Annotated in this window: 9 protein-coding genes, 1 pseudogene and 1 other annotated feature; of the genes and pseudogenes, 5 read left to right on the top strand and 5 right to left on the bottom strand. The window is 43.8% G+C overall.

Features of this window, described 5'->3' with window-relative positions; genetic code table 11:
* A pseudogene (locus NBH03_RS15640) lies at positions 1 to 124 on the bottom strand (transposase); the annotation flags it as partial.
* A gap of 259 nt (positions 125 to 383) precedes the next feature.
* On the opposite strand from NBH03_RS15640, the gene NBH03_RS15635 reads away from it, so the two are divergent.
* Entirely contained in the window at positions 384 to 1,538 is a 1,155-nt protein-coding gene (locus NBH03_RS15635; protein ID WP_250800117.1) for an FprA family A-type flavoprotein, read from the top strand.
* Between the two features lie 95 nt (positions 1,539 to 1,633).
* Positions 1,634 to 2,500, top strand: a complete 867-nt coding sequence (locus NBH03_RS15630) for a DMT family transporter (protein WP_250800116.1) — start codon at positions 1,634 to 1,636, stop codon at positions 2,498 to 2,500.
* Between the two features lie 96 nt (positions 2,501 to 2,596).
* On the opposite strand, the gene NBH03_RS15625 is transcribed toward NBH03_RS15630, so the two are convergent.
* The gene (locus NBH03_RS15625; protein ID WP_250800115.1) at positions 2,597 to 3,934 is read right to left on the bottom strand and encodes an MATE family efflux transporter; all 1,338 of its coding nucleotides are present in this window, start codon (positions 3,932 to 3,934) and stop codon (positions 2,597 to 2,599) included.
* A gap of 194 nt (positions 3,935 to 4,128) precedes the next feature.
* Here NBH03_RS15625 and NBH03_RS15620 point away from each other — a divergent pair, with 194 nt between their 5' ends.
* Both NBH03_RS15620 and NBH03_RS15615 read left to right on the top strand, forming a co-directional pair.
* On the top strand, positions 4,129 to 4,878 hold the full coding sequence (locus NBH03_RS15620) for an ABC transporter ATP-binding protein (RefSeq protein ID WP_117528112.1): 750 nt from the start codon (positions 4,129 to 4,131) through the stop codon (positions 4,876 to 4,878).
* Positions 4,841 to 5,788, top strand: a complete 948-nt coding sequence (locus tag NBH03_RS15615; protein WP_227081587.1) for a SufB/SufD family protein — start codon at positions 4,841 to 4,843, stop codon at positions 5,786 to 5,788. The genes NBH03_RS15620 and NBH03_RS15615 overlap by 38 nt, the downstream gene beginning before the upstream one ends.
* 151 nt (positions 5,789 to 5,939) lie before the next feature.
* Here NBH03_RS15615 and NBH03_RS16060 read toward each other — a convergent pair whose 3' ends face one another.
* The gene (locus NBH03_RS16060; RefSeq protein ID WP_331476185.1) at positions 5,940 to 7,829 is read right to left on the bottom strand and encodes a peptidoglycan DD-metalloendopeptidase family protein; all 1,890 of its coding nucleotides are present in this window, start codon (positions 7,827 to 7,829) and stop codon (positions 5,940 to 5,942) included.
* Positions 7,830 to 8,187: 358 nt separating this feature from the next.
* Positions 8,188 to 8,450: a binding site (T-box leader), on the top strand.
* 208 nt (positions 8,451 to 8,658) lie between these two features.
* On the opposite strand from NBH03_RS16060, the gene NBH03_RS15600 reads away from it, so the two are divergent.
* A complete protein-coding gene (locus NBH03_RS15600) occupies positions 8,659 to 10,386 on the top strand; it encodes a carbon starvation CstA family protein (RefSeq protein WP_250800114.1) in 1,728 nt (575 codons plus the stop codon).
* A 113-nt stretch (positions 10,387 to 10,499) separates the two neighbouring features.
* Here NBH03_RS15600 and NBH03_RS15595 read toward each other — a convergent pair whose 3' ends face one another.
* Positions 10,500 to 11,030 (bottom strand): MarR family winged helix-turn-helix transcriptional regulator, encoded by a 531-nt coding sequence (locus tag NBH03_RS15595; protein ID WP_250800113.1) that lies wholly within the window; start codon positions 11,028 to 11,030, stop codon positions 10,500 to 10,502.
* A gap of 759 nt (positions 11,031 to 11,789) precedes the next feature.
* Positions 11,790 to 12,725, bottom strand: coding sequence for a cysteine synthase A (gene cysK / locus NBH03_RS15590; RefSeq protein ID WP_015514739.1), 936 nt, complete (start codon positions 12,723 to 12,725; stop codon positions 11,790 to 11,792).
* Positions 12,726 to 13,186: the final 461 nt, after the last annotated feature.

Below are 13,186 nucleotides of genomic sequence, written 5' to 3'. Positions count from 1 at the left end.
TGATCTGTGGATATTCCTTTTTTAACAAACGACTGCTTGCACTTTTATACGCATTGATAAATTTACTGAGTTCTGATTTTGGCTGTGCCCGAAACATAACATGCACATGATCAACATCATGATCCACTTTGTCCATATAATCAGTCCTTTCTATCCTTTCGACTGATTATAGTATACCACACTTCGTGCCGCAGAACAAGCGTTCTATTTTCTTTTTTTCTGCAATTCATCTCCCACATGTAGAGGAAGGAGAATTCTTGCTAACTTTTGTTAAAAACATCGAGTGTTTCAAAAACAGTAGACATTCCTACTTTCAAATGCTATAATAGCATCGATTACAGCTACATGAACAATAATAAATACATTTTTTAAGGAGTGAGACTATGTTTATTACAGATGATATCCGTTATGTTGGTGTCAATGACCATGATATTGATTTATTTGAAGGACAGTATGTCGTAGAAAACGGCATGGCTTACAATTCATATGTGATCATGGACGAGCAGATTGCGGTCATGGATACTGTAGACGGCAATTTTACAGATGAATGGCTGAAGAATATTTCAGACGTCATCGGTGACAGAAAGCCATCTTATCTGATTGTTCAGCATATGGAACCTGACCACTCTGCCAACGTTGCCAACTTTCTGGATCTTTACAAGGATGCCAAAGTTGTCGCTACAGCCAAGGCTTTTGTGATGATGAAGCAATTCTTTGGCACAGACTACCCGGAGAGACAGATTGTTGTCAAGGAAGGCGATACGCTTTCTCTTGGTACACACACACTGACATTTGTTCTTGCACCAATGGTTCACTGGCCAGAAGTTATGGTGACCTACGACAGCAAGGATAAGGTTCTTTTCTCAGCAGATGCCTTCGGCAAGTTCGGTGCCCTTGATGTCGAAGAAGACTGGACATGCGAAGCCCGCCGTTACTATTTCGGTATCGTCGGCAAATACGGTGTTCAGGCTCAGGCGCTCCTGAAGAAGGCAGCCGTTCTTGATATCCAGACCATCTGTGCACTCCATGGCCCGATCCTCAAAGAGAATCTTGGCTATTATCTTGATCTCTACAATACATGGTCCAGCTACGGTGTTGAGAGCGAAGGCGTTGTCATCGCTTACACATCTGTTTACGGCAATACTAAGAAAGCCGTTGAGCTCCTTGCAAATAAACTGACTGCCCTTGGATGCCCGAAAGTCACAGTTACTGACCTTGCCCGTGATGACATGGCCGAAGCTGTCGAAGATGCTTTCCGCTACGGCAAGCTCGTTCTGGCTACAACCACTTACAATGGTGATATCTTCCCATTCATGAAGACATTCATCGAACACCTGACAGAACGCGGCTACAGAAACAGAACGATCGGTCTCATTGAGAACGGCTCATGGGCACCTACCGCAGCCAAAACCATGCTGAAAATGTTTGAAGGCAGCAAGAATCTGACATTTACAGACACAACAGTCACCATCAAATCCGCTGTCAACACTGAGAATGAAGCACAGATTGCGGCACTGGCTGAAGAACTCTGCAAATAAAACTCATAGATGCCATAGATATCCTGCATAGCAATTCCGGGATATCTATGGCATCCTCTATCTACCCATTATTTTTACTACAAAGGTGTAACTTTATGATTCAACTTAATCCACGCGTCAACAATCCGGCAGTTGGCACATTTTATGTGTTGCTTTCTGCCATTTTTTTCAGCCTTGGCGGCTTTATGATCAAAATCGTTCCTTGGCAGTCTCTGTCTGTCAGCGGCGTACGAAGCATCTTCGCCCTGATCACACTGCTGCTCTACATGAAGCTGATCCATCATCCTTTTCGGCTGAATCCATCCGTTATTTTTGGCGGCATCTGCTCAGCTTCCATGAGCATCACATTTGTCTGTGCCACCAAAATGACATCCGCCGCCAATGCCATCATCCTGCAATTCACACATCCGGTTTTTCTGATTCTTATCCTCTGGATCTTCTATCATAAACGGCCTGATAAAAGGGCTATCCTTACATGCATCATTGCATTAATCGGTATTGTATGCTTTTTCTTTGATAAGATCACCTCCGGTGGCATGCTCGGCAATCTTCTTGCCATTATCTCCGGCCTGTCCTATGCCATTATGTTTCAGATGAAGAAAATGAAGGGCGGCGATTTCGAATCTTCCCTTGTCATCAGCTATATTCTGGCCTTCATCATCGGCCTTCCGACTGCTGTGCACGAAACCATCCATACACCATCCATATGGCTGGTGATTGTACTTCTTGGCGCTGTACAGACCGGTCTGGCCACCATCTGTCTGTCCCGGGGACTGGATGCCGTTTCTCCGGTAACAGCTGCATTGACCTCAGGCATTGAACCGATTCTCAACCCGGTATTGGCGGCCATTATCTGCGGCGAAACCATCGGATCTATGTCCATTGCAGGCGGCGTTCTTGTCATCGGTTCCGTGCTGGCCTACAGCCTCAGCCAGATTAAACGTCCTGTCTCTGCCGGTTAACATTCAAAAACCAGGCACCGATTTGGAGCAATTTTGAATTCACAGCTGATATATGTCTCATCGTGTACAATCAAACACAGTAAAAAAGAGTGAGCCTCAGCACACTCTTTTTTTGTATATGTAAACAAAATAAATGATTTCTGCAATGGCTGTGATCCCCCATGAAAATATATAAAGGGAATACAGGGATAATATGGTATGAAAATACGCAAAAACTGTATAAATCCAGACAACTCTGAATACGCAGGAACCTATGATAACGATCACCATCGGTATCATACTCTTTCCCAAAGCTCTGGAAGCCATGATGGTACAGTCCATAAAAGCAGAAAATCCATAGCAGACACCCATAATGGACAATCGGATCATCCCCGACTCAATGACATCTGCATCTGTCGAGAACAATGAGAGGAATTGATGGCCAAATAAAACAAGTCCCAATCCCATGATCATACCGATACCAAAGGAATATGCCAGGCTGATGAGATAGCTGTTCCTGACACGCTTCCTGTTGCCGGCACCGAAATTCTGTCCCATAAAACTACCGCAGGCCGTATAGAAGGCCGTCATCACATCATACACCAACGCATCGGCATTGGCCGCAGCCGCATTGCCGGCCACCATGGTGGCATCAAAGGAATTCACGCCCGCCTGTACAAACAGATTCGCGATCTGGAAGATCGCATTCTGAAGTCCTGCCGGAATACCGATTCTGATAATATTCACAGTCTTGTTTCTGTTTAGACGCAGCTCCGATCGGTGCAGTCCATAAATATCCCCGCTTCTGAAAAGTGCAACGCTGATCATCGCAGCCGACAAATACTGTGAAATAATACTGGACACAGCCACACCGGCCACATCCATCTTACAGACGATCACAAAAAAGAGATTCAAAATAATATTCACAACGCCCGCCATGGAAAGATACTTCAGCGGTCGTTTCGTATCCCCCGCCGCACTGAAAACGGCATTACCAAAATTATATACAGCCAGCGCCGGCATCCCCAGAAAATAAATCCGTATATACAGCACCGCCCCATCGATCAATTCCGGCTTCGTGTTCAAAAGTTCCAGAATACCTTTTGAAAATATTGCTCCAATAAGCAGCAGGGTCAATCCTGTCAGAATACTGAACAGGAAAGCCGAATGTACAGTTTCCCGAACTCCTTTCCTGTCTCCGGAGCCAAGATACAATGCAGTCAAAACATTAATGCCTCCCGAAACCCCGATCAGAAAACTCGTAAACATCGTCACAAGAATCGTTGTCGATCCAACTGATCCCAGGGCTGATGCCCCCGCAAAACGCCCGACAACGGCAATATCCGCCACATTAAAAAGCACCTGCAAAAGATTCGATACAATAAGTGGTGCACTGAAAAATAAAATCTTCCTGGCTAAAGGTCCTTTTGTCAGATCCTGATTATCTCGTGCCATTTTCTACCTCCCCCATAAACTCCAATCATTATACAGCCTTTTCGGACAAAAATCCACCAGATTTTCCCATAATTTTTTATGACTATTCATTTTGATAGTTTATCGTTTTTGTGCTAAAAGACTTGTGAAAAAATAACATAAATGTTATATTTATATTTGATGTTGTTATCAATACTATATAAGGAAGTGACAAAATGTTACAAATAGAACATTTATCCTTTGATGTCCGGGATGATGGCCGTCAGGCAGAGATCCTCTCCGACATCAGTTTTAATGTTGCCGATGGCGAAATGCTTGTCATCACAGGCCCAAACGGCGGCGGCAAATCCACACTTGCCAAGCTGCTCATGGGTATCAATGAAGCCACTTCAGGCAGAATTATTTTAAACGGAGAAGACATTACAGACCTCTCCATCAATGAACGTGCCCAGGCTGGCATCGGATTCGCTTTCCAGCAGCCGCCGCGTTTTAAAGGCATGACCGTCCGCCGCCTTCTGAATCTTGCAGCAGGAAGAACCCTCAGCGAGAGCGAATGCTGCGGTTTTCTCAGCAGTGTCGGTCTCTGTGCCCAGGAATATATTGACAGAGAAGCAGACGCTACCCTTTCCGGTGGTGAAATGAAACGTATCGAAATTGCAACGGTTCTTGCCAAACAGCATGCGCTTTGCATTTTTGATGAACCGGAAGCCGGCATTGACCTCTGGAGCTTTTCTATGCTGATCAAGAAGTTTGAACAGATTCACAAGGAGAAGAAAGAGAGTCTGATCCTTATCTCCCATCAGGAACGTATTATCCGTATGGCGGACAGGATCATGGTCATCTCCGACGGCAAGATTGACCGAATCGGGCCTGCCGAAGAGATTCTTCCGACACTCTTAGACACATCCTCCCAGGAGGCCTGCTGTTATGGTCAGCAGAAAGGAGGCGATTACTGTGAAGCTTAATCAGGTAACAGAAGATGTATTAAAGGTGATTGATTCCTATGGCTTCAAACAGGAAGGTGCCTACAATCTCCGATTAAACGGTATGGCTGTCTGTCATGGTGACAGCCGCCATATTGCTATTGTGAAGAAAACCGACCTTCCGGGCATCGATATCCGAATCAGCAGTGAAGCACAGAATGAACAGGTGCATATTCCTGTTGTTATGTCCGAACCCGGTCTTGATGTTGTTTACAACGATTTCTATGTAGAAGACGGCGCGGATGTCACCATCGTTGCCGGCTGCGGTATCCACGGTGAAGGATGCAGCGAAACACGTCACGATGGTATTCATACTTTCCATGTCGGCAAAAATGCCAATGTGAAGTATGTCGAGAACCACTACGCTGAAGGAAACGGCACCGGCGGCAAGATTCTCAACCCGGTAACGAAGATTTATGTGGGTGAGAATTCTGTTTTCACCCTGGAGACCACCCAGATCAAAGGTGTTGACTCTACCAAGCGTGAAACCTTCGTTGAACTCGGACCAAATGCCAAACTTTATGTCACAGAGAAACTGATGACCCATGACGCTCAGCATGCTATTTCCAACATGGAGGTGAAGTTGAACGGTGAAGGCAGCTCTGCCCGTATTATTTCCCGTTCTGTTGCCAAAGGCACATCCAATCAGATCTTCCATCCGAAGGCCATCGGCAACAATGCCTGTCATGCACATGTCCAGTGTGACTCCATCATTATGGACAAGGCATCCATCAGTTCTATTCCTGAGATCAATGCCAACCATATCGATGCGCAGATCATCCATGAAGCGGCTATTGGCCGTATTAACGACGAACAGCTGATCAAACTCCGTACATTCGGTATGACAGAAGAAGAAGCTGAAGCGGTGATCATTGAGAACTTCCTCAATTAATGACCTGCTGTTCAGGCTGCATCTTTATATTTCAGTTTTTAGAATTGTAGCTAACAAAGCTTTTAAATAACAAAACCGGTATTCAGCTGATGGCTGAATACCGGTTTTGTTATTTTTAGTTATTTGCTAAATCACCGCACTATGCGCTGTATTATTTGATTGTCTTCTTCTCCGTTTTGACAGCCTTGTCAACAACCTGCTTGGCCGAGTCCGCAATCTCTGCTGTCTCAACCGCTGTTTCTTTCTGCTGCTTCTGACTGTCTGTTTCCGCAATGGATTCTGCCGCTTCTGTTTCTTCAACAGCTGCGTTCTGTGCATCCTCCCCTGAAGTCTCTATATCCTTCTTCTCCAGAACAACCTTTGTACCGCTGACAATATCCTTCATCGGGTCCATACGCTGCAGTTCACTGCTTGTTCCGTTGCCCTCAAGATATAACAATGGATTGACAGCCACACCATTCTCCTCGACCTGGAAATGCAGATGATTACCTGTGGAACGGCCTGTTGTACCGCTCAGACCAATCTGCTGTCCCTTCTCAACATGATCGCCGACTTTGACATAAATCTCAGAATGATGCATGTATTTCGTCACCAGGCCATTACCATGGTCGATGGTGATCAGATTACCTGCAGACCCCGAATAACCTGCAAAGATAACGGTTCCGCTTTCTGCTGCATACGTCGGGATATTCTCGCTGCCTGTACCAAGATCAAGACCCTTATGGAATTTATTGTCAAACTCTCTGAATCCGAAGTTGCTTGTCACAACCGCACCCGGACAAGGATCTGCAAATCTGCCGATCATCGCTGAAAAATCCTTCAGTGTCATATCATCCAGACGATACAGATCATACAGTTCCATCAGCTTGATCAAGCTCTTGCCATAATTCAGATCTGTTGCCCAGCGCTGTCCAATACGCATAGCAAAGGTATTGGCATCATTGACACCGCTGATCAGATCACCGTAACCATTCTGAAGAACCTTGCATCTGTCCTCAATGGCTTCACTGTATGTATTGTACGCACGAAATGCAGATGTTGTAGAATAAATCTTTCCATCCTTCGTCATCTCAGATGTACGCATAGAGACACTCCCTGCAGTACCTGAACCTTTAATGCCGAATAAGTTACAGTAACCGTAGGCCAGTCCTGAAAGTCCCTGTCCTTTATTGCCGCCCGGTCCGTATGTACCATAACCGGATTCCTGTATGATCTGGGCAATTGTAACAGAAGCCGGATAACCGTATTCATCCTGGCTCTTTAATGCTCCGACAATCATCTCCTGAGTAATAAATGACGGCAGACCCTTAATCGGAACATCTACATTATACTGTACTCTATCACCAATCTTCTTGAAAACACCGGATGCCTTGTAGGAAACATCCTGCTGAGTATTGCTGCCTGTCTCTGCAGTTGTCTGAGACTCCGTTGCTTTTGAATCTGTCGATGCCGAAGCATTATCTGATGAAGACCCAGGTGTCGTTGTCTCCGATGACGCAGTCTCCGACTGAGATTCTGATTCTGTTTCGGATCCTGTCTCTGTTGTTCCTGTCTCTGTTGTACCGGTTTCAGTATCTGTTGCCCCTGTCTGGGATTCTGTCTCTGATTCCCCTGTTCCTGTCTGGGACTCTGTCTCAGTCTCAGAAGCTGATGTCTCTGAAGCCTTTGTCTCAGTCTCCGGTGCCTTTGTCTCGGTCTCCGGTGCCTTTGTCTCGGTCTCCGGTGCCTTTGTCTCAGTCTCAGTCTCAGTCTCTGTCGTATCAGGGATCTCAGCACCTGTCTCCGGGTCTACCTTGCTGCCGCTGGCATTATATAAATAACCGGATGTCTCACTGTAAGTCAGTTCACCATTCGCCAGCATACCTGCTACCTTGTCTGATACACGTTCATAAACACCATTTATGTCTTTCGCTTCTGTATCACTATATGCTGCCTGCGATGCCGTGGACGCTTCGTCCGCATATACTGCCATCGGCTGGGCTGCAAGCATAGCAGCAACTAAAACACTTGCTGTATACTTCTTCCATGTGCATTTCTTCAATTCTATTCAGTCTCCTTTTCTAATCACTTTGTTGTCACGCATTGCATTCTGTTCCCACATTAGTTAGAAACGACCACTATTTATTATACTCTTTTTTTGCCGTTTCTGTCAAGTTCTTTGGTAAGTTGTGACTAACTTTTTTTCTTTCTGTAAAAAATCTCCTGCCCTGATTTCCTTTCTTATACTACATCATGTCTATTATAACTCGTTTCTCCATCATATGCACCCAACAATTATCGCAATTTGTTTATTTGATATGTCGTTTATTGCGGGTATTCTGTATACAATTTAGTACAAAGAATCTTCTTGACAATTTTTCAAAAAGGTCTATAATCTGTAATTGTTTCAAGAACAAACAACAAAAGCAACGATCAGGACACGATTTTCTTAGTCCGGTATTCTTTCAGAGAACTGACGGTTGGTGTGAGTCAGCAGATACTTAAGAGAATTATCCCCTGTGAGCTTTTCGGACGAAACAGATTCATTAGTCCGAAACGGATTCTCACCGTTACAGGAGAGCATGTTCACCGATGATAGAGAGAATCGGGGACGTGGCAGAGTGATCGATTGAAAAACCGATAATAGAAGTGGTAACGCGGAGTCATAGGCTTCGTCTTCTGAAAAACCCGAAAGGGCACAGAAGACGGAGCTTTTTTTATGATTTATTCGTTCAGATTCAAAAGATTTTGTCAGGCATGCAGGCAATTGATCTTTTGAACTTCAAAGCCGAATCACCTGCCAACTGGTATTCACGACCATTCATCACCGACGTGTCAGACACTCAGTTTTGAATCGTCACTACATTTTACTTAAGAGGAGGCACATTATTATGAATACTTTAGTTATTGTTCTGATAGCAGCCGTTTGTCTGGTTGCTGGTTATTGTTTATATGGCCGCTGGCTGGCCAACAAATGGGGCATCGACCCAAATGCAAAGACACCTGCTGTCCGCAAAAACGACGGACAGGATTATGTTCCGGCAGATGGTCTGACAGTCTTTGCCCATCAGTTCTCATCCATCGCCGGTGCAGGCCCTGTCACCGGTGCTATTCAGGCCGCTGTCTTCGGTTGGGTTCCTGTTCTTCTCTGGATCCTGATCGGCGGTATCTTCTTCGGTGCCGTTACAGACTTTGGTGCATTATATGCCAGTGTCAAAAATGACGGTAAGTCCATGGGACTTCTGATTGAAAAATACATCGGCAAAACCGGTAAGAAGTTATTTCTTCTGTTCTGCTGGCTCTTTACACTGATTGTTATCGCAGCCTTTGCGGATATGGTAGATGGTACATTTAACGCCTATACTGTCACTGAAGCAGGTGTGACACAGTTATCCGACGCCGCCAATGTCAATGGTGCTGCCGGAAGCATTTCTCTTCTGTTTATCGTATTTTCCGCTGTATTCGGTCTCATCCAGAAGAAAGCAAACTTTAAAGGCTGGAAGGAAGTTGTTCTTGGTCTTGTATGTATGTTTGCAGCATTTGTTATCGGCATGAACTTCCCGCTGATCGCATCCAAAACAACCTGGTCTTACATCGTTTTTGCTTACATCTTCCTGGCCGCTGTTCTGCCAATCTGGCTTCTGATGCAGCCTAGAGATTACATGACAACCTTTATGTTTGCAGGCATGATCATCGCCGCTGTTGTTGGTCTGTTTGCTGCACATCCTACAATGAACCTGCCAATGTTTACCGGTTTCCACAATGAAAAATCCGGTGACATGTTCCCAATCCTTTTTGTAACTGTTGCCTGCGGTGCTGTATCCGGTTTTCACAGCCTGGTATCTTCCGGTACATCCTCTAAGACAATCTCCAACGAAAAGGATATGCAGAAAGTCGGCTACGGCGCTATGGTACTTGAAAGTCTTCTGGCCGTTCTGGCTCTGTGTGTTGCAGGTGCCGCTGCTTCTGCTGATGGTACAGCTGCCACAGGCACGCCATTCGCCATCTTCTCATCAGGCGTTGCCGGTTTCCTTGAAATGTTCGGTATCCCTGTTTACGTTGCCCAGTGCTTCATGACAATGTGTGTATCAGCCCTTGCATTTACAACCCTTGACTCAGTTGCACGTATCGGACGTATGTCATTCCAGGAACTGTTCACCGTTGATGATATGGAACACGCTGAAGGCTGGAGAAAACTTTTATGCAACAAATATTTCTCCACAATCCTGACACTGTTCCTTGGTTATGTTCTGACTCAGATCGGCTATGCTAACATCTGGCCGCTGTTCGGAAGCGCCAACCAGCTGTTAAGTGCACTTGTTCTGATCACATTATGCGTCTTTTTAAAAGTCACAGGCCGTGAATTCAGAACACTGATCGCACCGCTTCTCATCATGCTTGCTGTAACATCAACTGCTCTTGTAGAACGTGTTATCGCACTGTTCCACGCTTACGGCGCCGGTACAGCCGTCTTCCTTGTAGAAGGTCTCCAGCTGATCATCGCCTTCCTGCTGATGGTTCTCGGTGTCATCATCGTCATCAGCTGCGGCAAAGAGCTCTTCCACAAAAAGGCAGGCTCCGAAGTCAGCCACAACGTAAAAGAACCTGTAACCCGTTAACTTTATAATTAAAACATCAATATCCCTCAACAACAAAAACACAGTGCGGTACTTTTCTCAAAGCCATGCTTCATCCGGCAGCTGAGAATCTACAGCACTGTGTTTTTTATTCCTCATTTTCCATCTGACGATGTTTCCGAGATTTTATTTCTTTCTTTTTGCAGCGATGAATTCCCTGATGCTATAGTGCTTTCCGGCACAGCTCTGAAACGCTGCTGCCAATCCTCTTTCATCCGATCAAGCATCGAAAATAGGCTCACCTTTTCATCTTCCGACAAACACGCCATCATCTCCCGATACCGTCCACGGCGTTGCTCAATCAGTTTCTCCGATACACTTCTGCCCTGTCGTGTCAGCACAATATCCGATGCTCGTCGATTCATTTCATTCGGTACCCTGATAATCAAGCCAGCCTTTTCCATCTTCTTCAGAATCTCGCTGGCCGACCCCGGCTGAATATGTAAGATCTGTATTAACATCTTCTGAGTCACAGCTCCATGAAGCCTCAAAATCATTAAAATTCGACTCTGGCTCTCCTTTCCCTCAAAAAGCCTTCGAATATCTCTCCCCACATCCAAAATAGCATTCACCAATTGCTCATCCAGTGATTCTTCAAAACTTAAATCAAAAAAATCCATATCCATACGTTTCCTATCCCCTTTGCAATTTTCTTCTTGAAATTTTCTTCCCGCAATTTTCTTCCTGAAATTTTCTTCCTGAAATTTCCTCCCTAAAATTTCCTTCCTGGTTTTCTCCTCCAGTTTTCTCCTTCTTTTTGTTCGCTCCTTTTTCGAATTATATACTGCTTTTTTCATTAATAAGGTACCTCAATTATTTTTATGTCCCTATTAAATCCAAAAGTACCCATTCTATTTATGTTATGCAGATTACACGTTGCTTATGACTGCATTTTATAAAAATTATTCTTATTATATGATTATGTGCCACGCTCATATATTTTATGAATTTCTGATTGTTAGGTACCTAAATACTCAAAATACTCAAGTTTAATTATTAAAACTAAACTACCCGTTTTTAAATATTGAATATCTAAATGTCCATACTCAATTATTAGGCACATAAGCATACCCATTCAATTTTTAAACACATAAATATCCCCATTCAATTGTTAGGCACATAAGTATCCCCATTCAATTGTTAGGTACCTAAGTATCCCCATTCAATTGTTAGGTACCTAAATATCCAAATTTATAAAATTATATTTCCATATGATCAATGCCATTTTTTTGAATAATTATTAAGGTACCTAACAATCCATTTTTTCTAATATTTTTACACAAACACAAAAAGGCATCCCGATCTGGGATGCCCATTTTGCTTGTACGAGAAAAATATCATTATTATAAAAAAGCAGTTGTATTATGAAACAATGTGAAGCAATATTATTCGGCAAATAATGGTGTTGACAGGTATCTGTCTCCTGAATCAGGAAGCAATGCAACAATTGTCTTGCCTTTGTTCTCTGGTCTTGCTGCCAGAATCTGTGCTGCCTTTAATGCAGCGCCTGAAGAAATACCAACAAGGATACCTTCAGATACGGCAAATGTTTTGCCTTCTGCAAATGCATCTTCATTCTCAATAGGAAGAATCTCATCATAAACATCTGTATTCAGTACCTTTGGTACGAAACCTGCACCGATACCCTGAATCTTATGGGAACCGGATTTGCCTGTGGATAATACAGGGCTTGTAGCAGGTTCAACAGCGACAATCTTGACGTTTGGATTCTGTTCCTTCAGGTATTCACCAACACCTGTGATTGTACCGCCTGTACCAACACCTGCGATAAAGATATCTACCTTGCCGTCTGTCTGTTTCCAGATTTCAGGACCTGTTGTTGCTTTGTGAATTGCAGGGTTTGCAGGATTATCGAACTGACCAAGGATCACTGCCCCATCAATTTCTTTCTCGAGTTCTTCAGCCTTGGCAATAGCTCCTTTCATACCCTTGGCACCTTCTGTCAGAACCAATTCTGCACCGTATGCTTTCAGAAGATTTCTTCTTTCAACACTCATTGTATCCGGCAGTGTCAGGATTGCCTTGTAACCTTTGGCAGTTGCAACAGCTGCAAGGCCGATGCCTGTGTTGCCTGATGTAGGCTCGATGATTGTCGCACCCGGTTTCAATTTACCTTTTTTCTCAGCATCCTCGATCATTGCCAGTGCGATACGATCCTTAACAGAACCAGCCGGATTCAGATACTCAAGCTTTGCAAGCAGTGTAACATCCTTGATGCCTGCCTTCTCACTGTAACGATTTAACTGTAAAATAGGTGTGTTGCCAATTAACTCTAATGCGCTCTGTTTAATATCTGCCATGATGATAATCCTCCATTCATTTCATCTAATTCTTTTATTCATTTTAAATAAATTTATAAATCTTTATTTCCAAAAAATATTGTCATCTGATTGTCTGTTGCGACCTCTATCTGTTTATCTGCTATAAAGATGCATCTCGTCTGACGTCACTCATACAGCAACAACATCGCTCCATTCTTCCTTTATGATATATCGTCATTCGCATATGCATGCTCCTTCCTTTTATAATCCCTATTTATTTAATAGGAATTATATGTTTTCTTTATGTTTGACATTATAAGCCTCTTTTATCGTCTTGTCAATACCTTTTCAGCAATTGTAAATCAAAAAAGGGATTCACTCAATTGCAAAGTTAAATTCCACCCCTCTGTGGAATTTAATCCTGCAAATCACCCTGCTTTCAAATGTGGAATTTAATTCTTCCTATTTTTACTTTATAATTCTTTATATAAACATGGCTC

The sequence above is a fragment of the Coprococcus intestinalis genome, from assembly GCF_023656595.1.
Lineage (GTDB): Bacteria > Bacillota > Clostridia > Lachnospirales > Lachnospiraceae > Coprococcus_A > Coprococcus_A intestinihominis.
Note: the sequence above shows the minus strand (reverse complement) of the source record. Positions and strands in the feature narration are given on the sequence as shown.